The sequence below is a fragment of the Lacinutrix jangbogonensis genome, assembly GCF_000797445.1.
Classification (GTDB): Bacteria; Bacteroidota; Bacteroidia; order Flavobacteriales; family Flavobacteriaceae; genus Lacinutrix; species Lacinutrix jangbogonensis.
The window spans coordinates 125,787-146,364 of record NZ_JSWF01000016.1; the positions used below are offsets into that span (position 1 = coordinate 125,787).

Below are 20,578 nucleotides of genomic sequence, written 5' to 3' on the forward strand. Positions count from 1 at the left end.
GCCAAATCATTGGGATATTGCTTTCTTTATATATTTAATTTTCTGGCTATTGCCAAAGCTCACTTACCTCTTGTTTAATGTATGATAAGGCAGCACTGCTTGGTGGAGTTCTGTCTATCATGTCTGTTAAAATGTACTCTCTTAACTTATCGGCAGAATCTACTTTATCATTCAAAGCTGCTTTTCTAATAAGTTGAACTGTTGCATTTTTAGAAGCATTAATAATACTCCAGCAATTATCTGTAATATAGATTTGTTGCGATAAATTGTGTTCGAACTCTTGTTCTATACTGTTGACCAAGAGGTTTTCGTAATCTTGTTTGTTAGAAGATACAGGTGCAATTCTGGTTAATAATTTGTTAGGTGAAATGCGTTCTAAAAACAATGAAAACCTTTCGTATGCCTGGAAACGTTGAGGTAGGGATTCTTTTTTAAGGTCTTTAAGCATTAAAAAGTTACGCCTATTGTTTTCGTTCTCTACATGTTCTCTAAAAAACATAAAAGCTAATGCGCCAACAATTAAAGAAGGTACAGCAAATAGTAATAGATTAATTAATTGATCTCCCATATATTTTCGTTTTTAGTTTTTAACAAACATAATACGTTTTTAATTAGTGCACAAGAAAACCGATAATTGAATCAAAGCTGTTTTCTGCTAAGTGATAACCAAAAGTTGATTTGTCAATTGGAATCAACATACAATTAATTCACTTTGTTGTTAAGCCTTACTTTGTGCTTTATAACCTCCTAAATGCTCACAATCTTTTAAAGATTGCATACCCTTAAAAGGTACGGGTGTTTTGTTGTATTGGTATGTTACACTTAACTCTGAAGATAAATTGTGGTCATCTACATTTATTTCAATATCTGTCATTTTAAACTGGCAAGGATGCTCGTAACCAGCAGCATGTGTAATTTCGATAAACTCTTTTCTAAAGGTTTTAAAATACTGTGCAGCACGTTCAGATTTTAATGGTACATCTATACCACGTTGCAACCATTGGCTCTGTGTAGCAACGCCACTTGGGCATTTGTTTGTGTGGCAAACTTTTGCTTGAATACAACCAATACTCATCATGGCTTCCCGCGCAACATTAATAACATCAACTCCCATTGAAAAAGCCATAGCAGCTTTGCCAGGGAAACCTAATTTACCACTACCAATAAAAACCACTTGTTTTTCTAATTCCTTTTTCTGAAACAATTTATATAAATCACCAAAAGCATACACCCAAGGTAAGCTTACATGATCTGCAAAACTTGGAGGCGCAGCACCAGTGCCGCCTTCGCCACCATCTACAGTTATAAAATCTGGACCTTTACCGGTGTTTTTCATAATATTTGTTAGCTCTTCCCATTGTTCTAGTTTTCCAATGGCAGCCTTAATACCAACAGGTAATCCTGTTTCTTCGGCTATAGCTTCTATAAAATCTACCATTTCTGGAATGGTAGTAAATGCCTTATGGTTTGGAGGAGATAATACTGTTTTACCAACTTCCACGCCACGGATATCCGCAATTTCTTGCGTTATTTTCGCGCCCGGTAGTACACCACCTTTCCCTGGTTTTGCACCTTGAGAAAGTTTTAGTTCGATAGCACGAATAAACGGATTATCTTCCACCAGTTTCTTCATTTTTTCCATTGAAAAACCACCATCATCTGCTCGAACACCAAAGTAGCCTGTTCCAAAATGAAATACAACATCTCCACCATTACTATGGTAAGGAGATAAACCACCTTCTCCAGTATTGTGGTAAGCACCGGCCATTTTTGTGCCTTTGTTTAACGAGTCGATTGCTCTTGCAGACAAAGAGCCAAAACTCATTGCTGAAACATTAATTACTGAGGCTGGACGAAAGGGTCTTCTACGTTTGTTATGCGCGCCAATAACTTTTGCGCATGGTAAAAAGTATTTGTCTTTAGCATTAATATGGTCGTCTGCAACTTTATAAGGCAACATGGCATTATTAATAAAAATATGCTGATGCGCATAAATATCGCGATCTGTACCAAAACCTTCGTAATTGTTTTCGCTTTTAGCGGAAGCATATATCCAACTACGTTCTATGCGATTAAAAGGTAGTTCTTCTCTATTGTTTGCTACAAAATATTGACGAATTTCTGGGCCAATGCTTTCAAATAAATAACGAATGTGACCAACAATTGGATAATTATGACTTATGGTATGCCTTGATTGTATAATATCACGAAGTGCTAATATTGCTAAGGCAATAATAATCCATAGCCACCAAGTAATGCCAGATAAAAAGGTTAGAAAAGTATCCATAGGTTTTGAAAGGTTTTTTCAAAAATAAGGATAATCTATAATTTTGGTGCTAAACTAATTATTTAAAAAAAGAAAAACCATTATAACAAAGTTACAATGGTTTTTTATATATAATTAGATAGATTATTAGCACTTACAATATAAAACGTATTTAAGTATTAAACAATACGTATGTATGTCGAAAACTACGTACTAGTACGTAATGCTTTATAATTATTAATTTGTTTATAATGTGGTGTTTATGCATTTTATGTGGTTCTTTAAATGGAATATGTATTTTGGTTGGACGTGAGTTTGAGCATGTTTTAAACTTTTTTATACTAAACATCAAGGCTATAGAAATTTGTATTTTTCGGATAACTGCTCTTCTATACCGTAAGTGCAAAAATTTATGAAATTACTAGCACGTAATAATGGGTTTTGTATTAAAATAAACTTGGTTTAAGCACATTGATATATTCAGTATTTCTAGTCTTATTTAAGTCTTTATTAAAAGAAATTATCTTAAGAACTGGCTAATCGTGCTCATAAAATAATTCATCAATTAAAGGGCTTGTTTCTAAGTGGTTATGTTTTTTTAAGACGCTACGTACCCTACGTAAATTGCGGTTGTTGTAGAGCTGTATTGGTTTATATGTTATATTTTGTAGAAATAAACAACCCATTTTCAACACGTTTTATTAAAGTATCCATGAAAAATAAACTACTAATTGTCCTAGCCATTCTAGTAAGTCACATTGCATTTTCACAATGTATGGTAGAAGAGGTATCCTTAACAGAAAGAATTAATAAAGCATCAATTATTATTGAAGGCGAAGTGATCTCGAAACAAGGTTTTTGGGATGCCAAGCGTCAAAATATTTATACTGTTAATACAATACAGCCTTTTAAAAACTTTAAAGGCGTGTTATTTAATAATGCAACCGTAGATATTATTACAATGGGAGGGACTGTTGGTCTTAACAGATTAGATGTTAGTAATGCTTTAAAACTAAATATTGGTGATATAGGCCTATTTGTTTTGAAGAATTCACCAGTGTCCTTAACCCAAAGAGGCAATTTTTTAACCACTGTGGAAGGTGCACAAGGATTTATAAATTATGATACTTCTGATGGTTCTGCCAATGATGGTTTTAAACGCTATCCTTCAGTAGAACAACAATTATATGCAAACATAGAATCTAAAGTTGGTAAAAACTTAACGGTTTTAAAATCGGTAAATTTATTTCAGAATAATAATGAAAGTCAGGCTGATGTTATTACTGGATTTGGTCCAACTACTATAAATGCTGGAGTTAGTGATGTGTTTAATATTATTGGAACAGGTTTTGGTAGCTCTCAAGGGACAGTGCAATTTAGAGATAGCAATACCGGAGGGGCAACTTGGGTTTCTGCCTTGGATAGTGATATTATATCATGGAACAATACTTTTATCAGAGTAAAAGTGATTTCTAGTGCAAGTACTGGGCAATTTCGAGTAAAAAAATCTAATAACGTAAATATAACAAGTAGCAACAGTCAAATTCTAACTGTAAACTGGGCGCATCTTAACACGGAATATGAATTAGTTCCGGGTACACCAAATAGTTATGAGATAAACTTAAGAGCTAAGGATGCTAATGGAGGTTATCAATTTAAATTTGCGCCTAACTTTAGTGCTACTAATGCGCAAGCATCTTTTAATAGGGCTTTAGCAACCTGGAACTGTGGTTCTGGAGTTAATTTTGAAAGCTCAGGAAATACATCAGTAAATGCAGTTGCTTCAGATAATACTAATACTGTAATGTATAATACCTCAGCACAAATTATTGCTGGCGGTGGAAGTGCTAGTAACTTAGCTACAGCGTTTAGTTGGTATAGTGGATGTTTTGTTGGGAATTCAGTGGAATGGTATGTTAAGGAGATTGATATTGTGGTTAATAGCGATATAAGTTGGTATTATGGCTTTGGAGACCCAGGAGACCCTAACAAGTTTAGTTTTGAAACTGTAGCGCTTCACGAATTGGGTCATGCACAACAATTGGGTCATGTAGGACAACAAAACGATGTTATGTATTATGCTTTAAATACAGGTGAAAGTCTTACAACTTTAACTCCAGAAACCTTAAATGGCGCTAGTTACGTTATGAATAAAAGCACCACTACTTCTGTATGTGGCGAACCCGTGATGACAACATATGCTGGAAGTATTTGTTGTAATAATCCAGATATCGCCTCTCAACCTTCAGATGTTTTTGAATGTGTAGGTGAATCTGCTTCCTTTTCAGTAACCTCAAATTATGGAACATCTTTTCAATGGCAAATAAACGATGGAGGTTGGACAAATATTTCAACTAATAATTCGTCCTATAGTAATTCTAATACTCATGAACTTACTATTCCTGTTATTGTTGGAAGTATGAATAATTCTGAATACAGATGCGTTGTTACTAATTCTTGTGCAACATCAGTAATCTCATCGCCTAAGAGTTTAACTTTAGAGCCTTTACCAACTGCAACATTATCTGCTACCGCAGAAACAGCTTGTGAGAATAATGATGGTACAATTACATTTACATTTCCAGATAGCCTAGATCGCGGTGGCATTGAATTTAGTATCAACGGTGGTGCTTCGTATCCTTACCATTATGATGACGATATAGGATCTGCTACCATTACAGGTATAACACCTGCAACGTATAGTGTTTTTACAAGATATGGTGATGATTCTTGTGTTAACGAGGTTGGAGATATAACTGTTAATGAAAATAATACCCCACTAGCTTCTGTGTCTAGTTCTACAACTTCAGACTGCATTAATAATAATGGAAGCGTAACTTTAACATGGACGCCGACAATAAACAGAACACAGATTGAATTTAGTATAGATGGAGGAAATACGTATCCTTATTTGGTAAACAACTCAAATGGTAGTAAAACACTCTTTAACTTATCTCCTGGACTCAAAGACTTATGGGTACGTTGGGGCAACGACGAATGTCCTGTAGATATGGAAGATGTTACCATAATTAATTCAAATTGTAATTTTTCTAATGGATTTAAAACCACTTGGAAAACAAATAATCCAGGAGCCTCAGGAAATAATAGTATTACAATACCAATAGCAAGTTCTGGTGTTTATAATTATCATGTAAATTGGGGAGATGGACAAACAGACTATAATGTTACCGCAAGTATTACGCATACCTATGCTAGTGCAGGGACTTATACTGTAGAGATAATTGGAGATTTTCCACAAATTTATTTTAATAATTCGGGAGACAAAGAAAAAATTCTATCTGTAGAAAAATGGGGATCCACAAATTGGACTAGTATGTTTAGGGCTTTTTATGGGTGTAGTAATTTAGTTGTAAATGCTAATGATAATCCAGACCTAACAGGAGTCACTTCTTTGGCTGGTATGTTTTGGAATGCGTCATCTTTTAATCAAGATATAAGTACTTGGAATGTAAGTGGTATTACTAATATGGGATACCTGTTTAATGGCGCTACAGCTTTTAATAAAGATATTAGCGGTTGGAACGTTAGTGGTGTCGAAAATATGTCATATATGTTCAGGAGTGCATCTAATTTTAACCAAAATATAAGTAACTGGAATGTAAGTGATGTTTTAAATATGAGCAGTATGTTTAGAAGTGCTAATGCATTCGATCAAGATTTAGGATCTTGGGATATTAGTAGTATAGCAAACATGGCTTCTATGTTTACAAATGTAACCTTGTCTTCATCAAATTATGATAATACCTTAATAGGTTGGAATACTTTAAGTGGTGCAGAAACAACAATACCAACAGGTATTACTTTTAGCGGAGGTAATAGTAATTTCTGTATTGGAGAAGACGCCAGAACAAATTTAGATACAACACACAATTGGACGATTACAGATGGTGGGAAAGACTGTTCTTCAGCATTTATAACCACATGGAAAACAGATAATCCAGGTGTTTCTAATGCTAATAGTATTACAATTCCAACAAATGGTGTAGATCCTTATAATTATAACGTTAATTGGGGAGATGGCGCAACTAATAGTAATGTAACTAATGCTATAACACATGCGTATGCTACTTCGGGAACCTATACAGTAAAGATAACTGGTGATTTTCCTCAGATTCATTTTAATAGTTCTGGAGATCCAGAAAAGTTACTTTCTGTAGCCCAATGGGGAAGCCAAGTATGGGAAAGTATGGAAAATAGTTTTTCTGGTTGTACAAATATGGTTATAAATGCAAGCGATAATCCAGACCTTTCAGAGGTGACTTCCTTTTTCCGTGTTTTTCGTGGCGCCGAAGCTATGAATCAAGATATAAGTGGTTGGAATGTAAGTACAGTAACAAGTTTTAGTCAAGCCTTTTATGGAGCTACTACATTTAACCAAGATATAAGTACTTGGGATGTTAGTGAAGCAATGGCAATGAACCAGATGTTTAGGGAGGCAGTAGATTTTAATCAAAACATAGGAGGATGGAACGTAAGTAAAGTAGAGTCTATGAACCAGATGCTCCGTGGAGCTGTAGATTTTGATCAAAATTTAGGAGATTGGGATATTAGTAGCATGCTAAGTATGACTTCAATGTTTTTAGACATGGCCATGTCTTTAACAAATTATGATAATACGTTAATAGGTTGGAATACCTTAAGCGGTATAGAAATAGCTATTCCAACAGGTATTACTTTTAGTGGTGGAAATAGTAATTTTTGTCTTGGAGAAGCCGCAAGAACTAATTTAGATACTACACACAGTTGGACTATTACAGATGGTGGTAAAGATTGTTCTTCAGCATTTATAACCACATGGAAAACAGATAATGAAGGCGTTACTAATGATAATAGCATTAGAATCCTTACAAACGGTGTAGATTCTTATAATTTTAATATTAATTGGGGAGATGGCACAAACAATAGTAATGTTACAGGAACTATAACACATACTTATGCTACTGCTGGTAACTATACAGTAACTATTAATGGAGATTTTCCTCTTTTTTGGTTTGGAAACACTGGAGATAAGGAAAAGTTGCTTTCTGTAGACCAATGGGGAGACCAAGTATGGAAAAGTATGCAAGGTAGTTTTTATGGTTGTACAAATATGGTTATTAATGCAACAGATAGTCCAGACCTTTCAGAAGTTACTTCATTTATAAATATTTTTCGTGGTGCTACTGTTATGAATCAAGACATAAGCACTTGGGACGTAGGTAATGTAGAATCTATGACAGCTGCTTTTTTTGGCGCTACAGCCTTTAATAAAGATTTAAGCACTTGGGATGTAAGTAATGTTTTAAATATGAATAACATGTTTGCGAATGCAACGGTATTCGATCATAATCTTGGAGATTGGGACATTAGTAGTGTGTCAAGTATGGCAAATATGTTTAATAATGCAGCCTTGTCTTTATCAAATTATGATAATACGTTAATAGGTTGGAATACCTTAAGCGGTTCGGAAACAGCAATACCTACAGGTGTTACTTTTAGCGGTGGAAACAGTAAGTATTGCAGTGGAGAAGCCGCAAGAACTAATTTAGATACTACTCACAACTGGACTATTACAGATGATGGCAAAGTCATAGATTGTTTACCGTTTATAAGTACTTGGAAAACAAATAATACAGGCCAAACAAATAATAATAGTATAAGAATACCAAAACTTACATCAAGTTCATATGTATATAATTATATTGTTGATTGGGGAGATGGACAAACAGACACCAACGTTACTGGGAGTAGAGTGCATACGTATGATTTACCAGGAACATACATCGTAAAAATATATGGCGATTATCCACACATGCGTTTTGCAAATACGGGCGATAAACTTAAAATTCTATCTATAGAACAATGGGGAAACCAACAATGGGCAAGTATGGAACGAAGTTTCGAAGGGTGTAATAATTTAGTAATTAGTGCAACAGATAATCCAGATCTTTCGCAGGCCACTTCTTTTTATCGCATATTTAAAGAAGCTACTTCTATGAATCAAGATATAAGTGGATGGAATGTAAGCACAATTACAAATATGGTTTCAACCTTTTATGGAGCAACAGCATTTAATCAAGATATAAGTACTTGGAATGTTAGTAATGTTGATGATATGGGTGGTATGTTTTTTGATGCCATTGCCTTTAATCAAGATATTAGTGGATGGATTGTTAGTAAAGTTACACGTATGGACTCTATGTTTAAAAATGCCTTTGCGTTTAATCAAGATATTGATAATTGGGACGTTAGTGATGTTTTAGGCATGGTTAGTATGTTTGAAAATGCGGGTTCGTTTGATCAAGATCTTGGGTCTTGGGATATTAGTAGTATAGAACCTAACGGTATGGCTACTATGTTTGCTGGAGTATTATTATCACCAACCAATTATGATAATACTTTAATTGGCTGGAACACTCTAAGTAGTTCAGAAATTAAAGTCCCTACTTTTACCAGTTTTGATGGTGGTAATAGTAGGTATTGTAACAGTGCTATCGAACATGCGAGTCTAAATACTAATTACTTTTGGTCTATTACAGATGGTGGTTTAGACTGTTCTAGACCTTTTATTAGTACTTGGAAAACAAATAACTTAGGACCCACAAATAATACGCAAATAACAATACCGGTCTCGAGTTCTGAAACGTATAACTATACGGTGTATTGGGGAGATGGAACTAGTAATGCTAATGTAACAGCAGGTATGACACATACATATGCTAACGCAGGAACCTACACCGTAAAAATATATGGCGATTTTCCACACATACGTTTTGCATTTGCAGGTGATAGACGTAAAATTCTATCTATAGAGCAATGGGGAAGCCAAGCTTGGTTAAGTATGGCAGACAGTTTCGATGGGTGTCTTAATTTGGTAGTTAATGCAGCCGATAATCCAGACCTTTCGCAAGCTACTTCTTTATCAAGTATTTTTCGAGATGCAACTGCAATGAATCAAGATATTAGTGGTTGGGATGTGAGTACCATTACTAATATGGAAAAAGCCTTTTGGGGAGCTACAGCTTTTAATCAAGATTTAAGTACTTGGGATGTTAGTGCTGTTACAGATATGTCTGAGATGTTTAGAAGTGCTAATTCGTTTGATCAAGACCTTGGAGCTTGGGATATAAGTAGTATTGCACCTAGTGGTATGGCTGATATGTTTACCCAAACAACACTATCTACTGCTAACTACGACAATACATTAATAGGTTGGAGTACAGTAACTGGACAAGAATTAAGGGTGCCATCTTTTACTGACTTTAACGGTGGTAATAGTAAGTTTTGTGCTGGCAAAGACGCACGCGATATTCTAAATAGCCCGCTATATTCGTGGACAATTACAGATGCAGGCAGTAATTGTGCAGAAGTTGCTATAAAAGTAGTTTTACAAGGTGCTGCTTTAAATCCTAATACTGGTGAAGAATCTTTAATGCGTGACGATTTACGTGTAAACAATCTACTACCAACAACTAGTCCTTATACAGATGCTTTAGTGGCAGACTTAACAGTGTTCGATGCTGGAGGAACTTCAGGTTTAGAGCCAATAAATAATGACATTGTAGACTGGGTTTTTGTTGAATTTCGTGATGCTACTAATAGTTCAATTACTACAGCCAGTCAATCTGCATTACTGCAGCGTGATGGCGATGTTGTTGCTATTGATGGTGTTTCAGATTTAGACCTAAATTTCGCGACTGGTAATTATTATGTGGTCGTGAAGCATCGTAACCATTTAGGTGTTATGACCCAAAATGCGGTTACACTAGATGCGTCTAAGATTTTATTAGATTTTACCGATATTATAGGTGTCAATAACCAATTTACCTACGGTTCAAATGCGCAAGCTATTATTGTAGGTTCACCAAATAAGTTAGCACTTTGGTCTGGAAACACTAATGGAGATCAATACGTTCAATATACAGGTGCAACGCCAGATGTACCTAATATTTTATCAACGGTGTTAAATAATCCAGGAAATTTTTTAAATTTCCCGACCTATTCATTTTCAGAATATAATACAAATGATGTTGATATGAATGGAAGTATTCAATATAGTGGAGCATCTCCAGACTCGCCTTTTATATTACAAAACACCCTTTCGCATCCAGGGAATTTTTTAAACTTTAGTACGTATAGAATACAAGAACAACTGCCAGAAAACTAATTACAGTGTAATTAATTTAAGTCGTTATTAATACATTTTAAAAGGGAATTGCTAATTTTAAAAGCAGTTCCTTTTTTTATGAATCCAACTCAAATACTTATAGCTTACAGCTATTCTTCTATAAAAAGAAGTTCTTTATACTCTGTAGTCCAATTAAAAAGGGCATCTATACTCGTTTTTAATTCTAATTTTGTAATAATATTAGTTCTATGTTTTTGTACCGTTCTTACGGAAATAAATAAGGATTCGGCGATCTCTTTTGTAGTATACTTTTTAGCAATTAATCTTATTATTGTATGCTCTGAAGGAGATAGTTTTTGAAATTTTTCTAACTCAGGTGAGATTTGGTTTTCATAAACAGCGTCAAATGTTTTACTAAAATAGTTCTCGCCATTACCCAAGGCTTCGATACAATTTTCTATTTGGTTAAAAGGTTCATCTTTTAGTAAATAACCAGAAATATTTAATGTTTTAGCTTTAATAATATAGCGTTTTTCTTTATGGGAGGTAAGTAATATAAATTTGGTTTTTAAGTTTATGTTTCTGCATTCTTTTATCACTTGAAAACCGTTAAGTATTGGCATTTGGATATCTAAAATGGCAATATCTGGGTTATGCTTTAAAATAAGTTCTGAAGCGTCTTTACCATTTGTAGCAGTAGCAATAACATTATAGTTATTGGATACTAATTCTTCCGTTAAACCTTTTAATAATAAAGGGTGATCGTCTGCTATTATAATTTTAATTTCTTTAGACATTTTATAGTGGTATTTGAGCTGTAATCTTTGTTCCTTTTTTTAATTTACTGTCGATGGTTAATTCGCCTTTTAATATACGTATACGTTCATAAATTGTTTTAAGTCCTAAACTGTTTTTTATTTTCGCATTGGTAAGATCAAATCCTTTTCCGTTATCTTCAATTGTTATTGTAATGAAGTTGTGCTCTTTTATAATGTTTACATATAGTGCTTTAGCGTCTGCGTGTTTTAAAATATTATTAATGCATTCTTGTATAAAACGATAACAATTGAGGGCTTGTTCTTCATTAAAATAGGTGTCTATTTTATTAATCTCTGAAGAAACAAATAGGTTGGTTTGTTTGTCAATATCTAAAATCAATTGATCAATGCTTTCCGTTAAGCCAAGTTGTTTTAGTAAAGGCGGATATAAACCACGAGATAGCGCACGAACCTCTTCAAGGGTATTATGAGTAAGTGTTGTTATTTCTTCTTGATCTATGCTTTGGGCTTTTCTTTTAATCAAAGTAAGTTGCTGGCTAATACTATCGTGCAATTCTATTGCTATTCTACTGCGTTCATTTTCTTGAGATTGTATTAATCCTTGTGAAAAGTTTTCTTGAAGGGTTTTTTTAATTTGTGCTTGTTTTAAAAGCCATAATAAAGTGGAAATAATGACAATAGAAATTAACGAAATAAACCACCAATTTTTGTAAAAGAACTCTTTACTTTCGATGGTTAGATTTAATGTGTTTGCTATTTTCTTTCTTGAAAAATCTAATGCTTCAATTTCTAAATTATGATCTCCAGCTGCTAAATTTGGAATCTGTATTACATTTTGATGTTTTAATTCTATCCATTCTTTCTTGTTTAAACGGTATCTATAGTAGTAGTTTCCTGTAACTTTATTTGCCTTTTTTAAAGCGAAAATAAGCTCTAAAGCTCTGTTTTCTGAAGGTAGTATAATGGGTTTGTTAGATTCTAAATCTAAACGGTTAAAATTGGTTGTGTATTTTTTTAAGGCTTTATCATATTTATTCACTTTAAGCAATACCAATTCTGCCGAATCTTTTTTTATATTTAAATCTTCAGGTCTAAAATAATTAAGGCCCTTAATGGTACCCACTAAAAAGGCTTTATCCTTTGTTTTTAAGGCGCTATATCTATTGGCTTCATTATTACTTAAACCTTCATTTTCTGAAAACCGTGTTGTTATTTTGTCTTTTGGATTAAAAGAAACAACTCCATTAAAGGTGTTAATCCACCAGATATCATTATTAAAAAGAATGCTTGCAATTCCTGCATTTAAATCATCTTGGTATAAAGTTGTAAAACTTTCGTTGTCAGCATTAAAAGCTACTATTTTCCCGCTTCTTGTTCCTAGTAAATAACCGTAATCTTTATGGTAGTCGCACATTAAAATATAGGAGTCTTCCAGTTTAGATTTACTATTATAAAAATGATGCGCTTTAGTCTTTAAATTATAAGTTAATAATCCTTTGTCGGTTACTGCAACAACTAAGTTGCTGTTTTTTAGTATTGCGATGTCAATAATATCTAAGGAGTCGGTTTTAAGGAGTGGTTTATGAGTTCTAGTTTTAGTATTAAACTGCATAAGCTTATAATTAGTTGTGCCATAAATAATAGTACTATCATTGGGACGCTCTAAACAATTTACAGGTTTTTGATTATAAGTTTCTGTCTCAAATGTATTGGTATCTACTCTCAAAATAGAAGCTTCGCTATTACTCCATATAATGTTGTTTTCTTTAAAAATGTTTCTAGTTGAGATAGGCGTAAAGGCATTGTCTTTGTTTTTTAATGCTAAAGGCTTAATTGTATTTTTAGAAGTGTTTAATTTAAACCATCCGGATTCCTCGGTTGCTATTATATAGTTAGTAGAATCTAATGCACTTATAGCTCTAATGCTATGGGAGTTGAGGTGGTTTTTTATTTGTTTTTTTGGAAATCTATAATAATGTAATTCATTATTGTACGTCACCCATAAATCTTCATTTATATTTTTAGATGTAGCAATAAAGCCTTTAACGGTACTGTATTCTTTTTCCTCATAAATAGTCTTCAAACCAGCGTCGTCCAGAGTATCAAAACGGAGTTTGTTATTAATGGAAGATATAATAAGATGGTTTTTTAAATCATCATTATAAGTTTCAATAAAATTTTTACTTAAGGTTTTGTTTGTAGTGCTGCAAATTAAAATTTCTTTAGTTTTTTCATTTATATAATGTAACTGAGAGCTATTATTTATAAAACAATAGAAAGTCTTATTGGCCTTAAATAAATTTGTTATCCAGTATTTAGATTGATTTGTAGTTTTAAATGAATTTGAACCCATTGTTTTTAATAAATTTCCTTTCCAATCGAACATCATAATAGGGAAACTGTCATCTCCAATTATACAATAGTCTTTAAAGTAAATAAATTGAGTAGAAGAGTCTATTAAAAATTCATTCTCGTTATTAGTAAAACTAAATACAGGCTTTAAACTAAGATCCTTGAGAATTATATTTACTGTTATTTCTTGTTCTTTTTGTGATAAAATATAGTCTTTAAAATGGTATTTAAAAACCTTTGAGAGTTGTGTGGCACCCGAACTGTAACTACTTGTTTTTATTCTCGTAAACTTTGCCGTTACAGGATCGAATAAAAATAGAATATGTTCAAACGATGTTACTGCTTTTATGTAGAACTTACCATCATTTCGTTTATAGATTTGTGATATCTTAGTTATTGGCTGTTCTAAAAGAGGTAAGGGTATGTTATGAAATGTATTGCCATCAAAACGTTGTAATGTTAGTTTCTGTTTATTTAAAACAATAGTCCTCACATTATAATTAACGCCACCTAGCCATAAAAAACCATCATTATCCAAACACAGGGTAGCTATTAAATCTAATGCTAAGCCATCGTTTTTTGTGTAGGTTTTCTTGTTTAATCTACTGGATTGGGAAAAGGAAAAAATAGAGAATAATAATATAAAGTATAAAAGACTTTTACTCATTATGACTAAATTGGTTATTTTTTTAAGAAATACAGAAGTAAAGATATCTAAAAAAAAGAAAACCGCCTTCAATAATATTGAAGACGGTTTTATATATATAATAAAGTATTAATAGCATTTACAATATATAACGCTTGTTAGAATTAAACAATACGTATGTATGTCGAAAACTACGTACCAGTACGTAGTTTTGAATATGTGTTATGTGCTTATAATGAGAGTATTATATCTTTATGGTTATTTGCCCAAACAGAAAGAGATTCTAAGTTGGACTCGAGATCAAGTTTATTTAGAATATTTGTGCGGTGTTTTTGTACCGTTCTTAAAGAAATATAAAGGGATTCAGAAATGTCTTTAGATGAATTTCCTTGTGCAATAAGTCTAACAATTGTTCTTTCGGAGGGCGATAAACGTTTCATCTTTTCTAACTCTGGGGAAATTTCGGTTTCAAAAACGGTATTAAAAGTAGTACTAAAATAAGTGTTGCCATTTTTAATAGCATTAATACAGTTTTGAATTTCAATAAATGGCTCGTCCTTCAATAGGTAACCTGAAATATTTAAAGTTTTCGCTTTATAAACAAAGCGACTTCCTTTATGGGTCGTCAATATAATAAACTTAGTTTTTAGGCCTTTACCTTCACATTTTTTAATGACTTCAAAGCCATCAAGCAAAGGCATTTCTATGTCTAAAAGAGCAATGTCTGGATTTAGTTTGGTAATAAGCTCCAAGGCAATTGCTCCATTTTCGGCAGTAGAAATAACATTATATCCATTTGTTATTAGTTCTTCTGTTAGGCCTTTTAAAAGCATTGGGTGATCGTCTGCTACTATGATATTTAAATTTTTAGCCATTTTTTAATGGGATTTTTGCAGTAGTTAGTGTGCCTTGATTAGGTTTACTTTCGATTGTTAACTCTCCTTTTAATATTCGAATACGCTCATAAATGGTTTTTAAACCAAGACTGTTTTGTTTTTTAGCGCGGGTAACATCAAAACCTTTGCCATTATCTTGAATACTAATTTTAATGTAATCATTTGTTTTTAACACGCTTATTGATAATGCCTTTGCATCGCCATGTTTTAAGCAGTTATTAACACATTCTTGAATAAAGCGGTAACAATTTAGAGTTTGGTCTTCATTAAAATAAGTGTCAATTTTATCAACCTCTCCAGATATAAATAAATTAGTTTGTTCATCTACTTCTAGAATTAGTTGTTCTATACTTTTACTCAATCCTAATTGTTTTAATAATGGAGGATATAAGCCATAAGAAATGGCTCTAACTTCTTCTAGCGTATTGTGAGTAAGAACTTTAATTTCCTCTTGATTCGTGTTTTGTGCTTTCCTTTTAATTAAGGTGAGTTGTTGACTAATACTATCATGTAATTCTCTAGCGATGCGTTTGCGTTCGTCTTCTTGAGATTTAATTAGGCCTTGAGAAAATTCTTCTTGGCGTCGTTTTCTGTTTTTTGCTTGTTGTAATAACCATAATAGAAAGCTTATTATGGATAAAGATATAATGGTGAAAAACCACCATTTTTTATAGAAAAATTCTGTGCTATAAATATTTATTATTAATGCGTTGGCAATTTTTTTTCCGGAAAAGTTTAGAGCTTCAATCTCTAAAGTATAATTTCCTGCAGCTAAATTGGGAAATTGTATTTCGTTTTGATCTTTTAAAGCTATCCAACCTTTATTATTTAAACGGTATCGGTAATTATAACCTTTATAAACAGCATCAGTATTTTTAAGTCCAAAACCTACTTCTAGTCTTCTGTTTTCAGAAGGCAATGTAATGTCCGTGTTTTTACTAAAGACACTGCGGTCATAGGTGTTTTTAAAAGTTTCTTCAGCATTGTTAAATTGATTGATTTTTAAAAGGGTTAATGAAGCAGAATCATTTTCTGTTTTTAATTCTGAAGGTTTAAAGTAATTAAGACCTTTTAGTGTGCCAACAAAGAAGCCGTCTTTGGTTTTTAAAGCACTATAACGATTAGCTTCGTAGTGACTAAAACCATCTTTTTCAGAAAAACGTATTTTGCTTTTAGTTTTGGGATTAAAAGCGATGTAACCATTAAAAGTGTTAATCCACCAAAGTTCTTTATCAAATAATATAGTAGCTATACCCGCTTTTAAATCGTCTTTAAAAATTGTTGTAAAGCTTTCTTTTTTAGCATTAAAGGCTACAATGTGCCCAGTTCTCGTACCCAATAAATAACCATAGTCTTTATGGTAGTCTAACATTAAAATATATGGGTCTTCTAAGTCTGTTTTATTATTATTATTATTATTATAAAGTGTATGTGCTTTAGTTTCTAAATTGTATGTTAATAAGCCTTTGTCTGTTCCCGCTACAATGAGATTACTATGTTTTTTATACTGAATATCGAAGAGGTAAAGCGAGTCGGTATTAACTAATGAAGAATGTACTTTAGTCTGTGTATTGAATTGCATTAAACGATACCTTTTAGTACCGTAGACAATAATACTATCGTTAATTTTTTCCATGCATATTACAGGAAAATGTTTAAAGCTTTTAAGTGTTTTGTTTTTTATATTAACTTTAATAATTCCACCATCACCATGAGACCATAAAATGTTGTTTTCAAAAATAAAGTTACGCGATCCAATAGATTTAAATGGTTTGTTATTTAGTGTTAATGGAAATGTTTCAATTTTATCTTTACTGGGATTGATTTTAAACCAACCATTCATTTCGCTTGCAACTAGATAGTTTATAGAATCTATTGGTTTAATGGTTCTAAATTCTAAATCGGGTAAATAGTTTTTAATTGATTTATTAGGGAATTTATAATAATGAAGTTTTCCATTTGTACTCAACCAAACATCTTTAGTTAAGTTTTTTGATAATACAGTAATACCATTTATGTCTTCAAAATTTATAAGATAATTTTGTTCAAATTGATTACTGCTATAACTATTAAAGGTTAGTGCATCATTATTAGAAGCAAAAATAATAACATTACCCAAACTATCATTATAAGTGTTAAGATGCTTGTTCGGTAAACTAATGTTTTTAACTGGAATTAGGTTTTTTAATGCTTCATCTATTTTATAAAGATTTGGGTTTTTATTTAAAAATAAATAGGTAACACCTTCTTTTACAAAAGCTTCATCAATAACTGTTTTTGAGTCTTTTGTCAAGTTGTAGGTGTTAATCAAGTCTAATTCTTTTAACAATTCACCATTCCAATCAAAAACTTTAACGTTGAAGTTGTCATCAGAAATCATGATGAAGTCTTTAAAAAAAAGCAACCTGCTTGAGCTATCTATTAAAACTTTGTTTTCAATGACAGTGAAGCTAAAGAGTTGAGTTGAAGATAAATCTATGGCTAGTTTTTTTATAGAAACTTTTGTTCCTTTTTGTATTAATAGATAATCTTCGTTTTTATAGGAAAATATTTTAGACAAGCCATCTAAATTAAAATCTAAACCTCCAAAATTTAAGGTTTCATATTTTGAAGTAAAAGGGTCAAAAAGAAGTAAACCATAGCCTTTAGTCAATTTTGTAGAGACATAAAACTTACCATCTTTTCTTTTGTATAGCTGTTGTACTTGTTCTATTGCATTTTCAAAATCAGGTAAATTAATAGAATGAAAGCTGTTTCCATTAAAGCGTTGTAGTGCTAATTTTTTTTCGCTAATAATAATAGTTCTATCGTCATAATTACTTCCACCTAACCATAAAAAGCCATCGTTATCATAACATAAAGTATAAATTCTATCCATTTCTATACCGTCTTGTTTGGTATATGTTTTCTGGTACAGTTTGTTAGATTGCGCAAAACTTGCTAAAGAAAAAATGAAAAGTAAGTATAAGATACTTTTATTCATAGAAGCTTGTTTTTTTTAAATAAAAGCAATGTAAAGATATCTAAAAAAAACAAATTATCATTTTCTTATTAATTGTTTATAATTTTTAATAAAACCGAAGCTTTAAAAGCTACACAATAGTTATTTTTAACCTTTTAAATTTGATACTACATTGGAAAAATACTTAAGTCAGTTAAACGAAGCACAATACGAGCCTACAGTTCAAAAAGATGGACCAATGATTATCATTGCTGGAGCAGGTTCTGGAAAAACACGAGTGTTAACGTATCGTATTGCTTACTTAATGAGTCAAGGTATAGATGCTTTTAATATTCTCGCACTTACCTTTACAAACAAAGCAGCTAAAGAAATGAAAGGCAGAATTGCCGAAATTGTTGGCGATGGTGAAGCAAAAAACTTATGGATGGGAACATTTCACTCTGTTTTTGCCAAAATTCTTCGTTTTGAAGGACACCATTTAGGCTTTCCAAGTAACTTTACTATTTACGATACACAAGATTCTCAAAAGCTTTTAGGTTCTATTATTAAAGAAATGGGCTTAGAGAAAGATATTTATAAAACCAAACAGGTTTATAGTAGAATTTCTTCATATAAAAACAACTTAATTACTGTAAAAGCATATTTTAAAAACCCAGAATTAATGGAAGCCGATGTGATGGCTAGACGACCAAAAATGGGAGATATTTATGCAGAATATGTTAATCGCTGTTTTAAGGCAGGAGCAATGGATTTTGATGATTTGTTGCTGCGTACAAACGAATTATTAACGCGTTTTCCGCAAGTTTTAGCAAAATACCAAAACAAATTTCGCTATATTTTGGTAGATGAGTATCAGGATACAAATCATTCGCAATACCTTATTGTTAGAGCTTTAGCAGATCGGTTTCAAAATATTTGTGTTGTTGGAGATGATGCACAAAGTATTTATGCCTTTCGTGGTGCTAATATTAGTAATATTCTAAATTTCCAGAAAGATTATGACGACGTTAAAATGTATCGCTTAGAACAAAATTACCGCTCCACAAAAAATATTGTAGGTGCAGCAAATTCGGTAATAGAGCATAATAAAACAAAACTTGATAAAATAGTTTGGACAGCAAATGAAGAGGGTCCAAAGGTAAAAGTAAATCGTTCTTTAACAGATGGAGATGAAGGCCGTTTTGTAGCAAGTACCATTTGGGAGGAAAAGATGACCAATCAATTACTAAATAGTGATTTTGCTATTTTGTACCGTACCAATTCGCAATCTCGTGCCATGGAAGACGCCTTGCGTAAGCGCGATATCTCGTATCGTATTTATGGAGGAACATCTTTTTACCAGCGTAAAGAAATAAAGGATGTTACGGCATATTTGCGTTTAATACTTAATTCTTCAGACGAAGAAGCCTTAAAGCGTGTCATCAATTTTCCACCACGTGGTATTGGTCAGACAACAATAGATAGATTAGTTGTAGCAGCAAATGCAACCGGGAAAACAATGTTTGGTTTGTTAAAGGAAATAGATACCATTACTATTAATATAAATAATGGTACAAAAAATAAATTAAGAGACTTTGTTACTTTAATTGAAAGTTTCCAAGTCATGAACCAAACGGCTAATGCTTTTGATTTAGCGGAGTATGTTACTAAAACTACGGGTTTAATTAGAGAATTTAATAAAGATGGAACACCAGAAGGTGTAATGAGACTTGAAAATGTTGAAGAATTATTAAATGGTATAAAAGATTTTGTTGAAGGTCAACTAGAAATTGCAGATTCTAAAGATGATTTAGCAGAATTTTTAGAAGATGTCGCTTTGGCAACAGACTTAGATGGCGATAAAGGCGATCCAAACCATGTAGCACTAATGACAATTCACTCTTCTAAAGGCTTAGAATTTAATCATGTTTTTGTGGTTGGTTTAGAGGAAGATTTGTTTCCAAGCGCAATGAGTATGAGTACGCGAAGCGAACTAGAAGAAGAACGTCGATTATTTTACGTAGCTTTGACCAGAGCAGAAAAGAAAGCGTATTTAACATATGCATTGTCTCGTTACCGTTGGGGAAAACTAGTAGATTCTGAACCAAGTCGTTTTATTGAGGAAATAGAAGATGAGTTTTTAGACATTATAACACCAATAGAAGAGCGTCGCATCAATCCAATGTTATCATCAGATATTTTTGGAGATGTAGCACCAAATAAAATAAGATTTAAAAAAGCAGTACAACCTAAATTTCAAAAGAAAGTGGCAAAAAAGAAAGAACCTGTAAACTTCGAGATAAGTGTACCAAAAAAATTAAAAAAAGCTTCAGATATTGAAGCTCCAACAAATGCAGATACAAGTGCAAGTGCAAATATAAATACTGAAGATATTGTTGTTGGATTGAAAGTAAAACATTTAAAGTTTGGTAGAGGAGAGGTGTTAAGCATTGAAGGTAAAGGCGGAGATGTAAAAGCAGAAATTGACTTTGAATTTGGTGGTAAAAAGAAATTATTACTACGTTTTGCGAAGTTACAGCCTATACGTACACGTAGAATTTAAATGTTAA

General features: G+C 32.4%; 8 protein-coding genes. 2 read left to right on the forward strand and 6 right to left on the reverse strand.

Annotation, left to right across the window (positions count from 1 at the left end; translation table 11 throughout):
• Positions 1 to 46: 46 nt before the first annotated feature.
• Positions 47 to 568, reverse strand: a complete 522-nt coding sequence (locus RH82_RS03095; RefSeq protein ID WP_034057950.1) for a DUF7935 family protein — start codon at positions 566 to 568, stop codon at positions 47 to 49.
• A 150-nt stretch (positions 569 to 718) separates the two neighbouring features.
• Positions 719 to 2,287, reverse strand: a complete 1,569-nt coding sequence (locus RH82_RS03100; protein WP_034057953.1) for an FMN-binding glutamate synthase family protein — start codon at positions 2,285 to 2,287, stop codon at positions 719 to 721.
• Between the two features lie 691 nt (positions 2,288 to 2,978).
• Between RH82_RS03100 and RH82_RS03105 the strand changes: the two genes are divergently transcribed.
• Complete coding sequence (locus tag RH82_RS03105; RefSeq protein WP_162182443.1) at positions 2,979 to 10,433, forward strand: BspA family leucine-rich repeat surface protein; 7,455 nt, start codon at positions 2,979 to 2,981, stop codon at positions 10,431 to 10,433.
• A 110-nt stretch (positions 10,434 to 10,543) separates the two neighbouring features.
• Here RH82_RS03105 and RH82_RS03110 read toward each other — a convergent pair whose 3' ends face one another.
• The 4 genes from RH82_RS03110 to RH82_RS03130 all read right to left on the reverse strand — a co-directional run bounded on the left by RH82_RS03110 (position 10,544) and on the right by RH82_RS03130 (position 18,050).
• The gene (locus tag RH82_RS03110; RefSeq protein WP_034057958.1) at positions 10,544 to 11,191 is read right to left on the reverse strand and encodes a response regulator transcription factor; all 648 of its coding nucleotides are present in this window, start codon (positions 11,189 to 11,191) and stop codon (positions 10,544 to 10,546) included.
• Position 11,192: 1 nt separating this feature from the next.
• A complete protein-coding gene (locus RH82_RS17650) occupies positions 11,193 to 14,192 on the reverse strand; it encodes a sensor histidine kinase (protein ID WP_156112398.1) in 3,000 nt (999 codons plus the stop codon).
• 209 nt (positions 14,193 to 14,401) lie between these two features.
• Entirely contained in the window at positions 14,402 to 15,046 is a 645-nt protein-coding gene (locus RH82_RS03125; RefSeq protein WP_034057962.1) for a response regulator, read from the reverse strand.
• Entirely contained in the window at positions 15,039 to 18,050 is a 3,012-nt protein-coding gene (locus RH82_RS03130) for a sensor histidine kinase (RefSeq protein WP_034057964.1), read from the reverse strand. The genes RH82_RS03125 and RH82_RS03130 overlap by 8 nt, the downstream gene beginning before the upstream one ends.
• A 151-nt stretch (positions 18,051 to 18,201) precedes the next feature.
• Between RH82_RS03130 and RH82_RS03135 the strand changes: the two genes are divergently transcribed.
• Entirely contained in the window at positions 18,202 to 20,571 is a 2,370-nt protein-coding gene (locus tag RH82_RS03135) for an ATP-dependent helicase (RefSeq protein ID WP_034057966.1), read from the forward strand.
• The last annotated feature ends 7 nt before the right edge of the window (positions 20,572 to 20,578 follow it).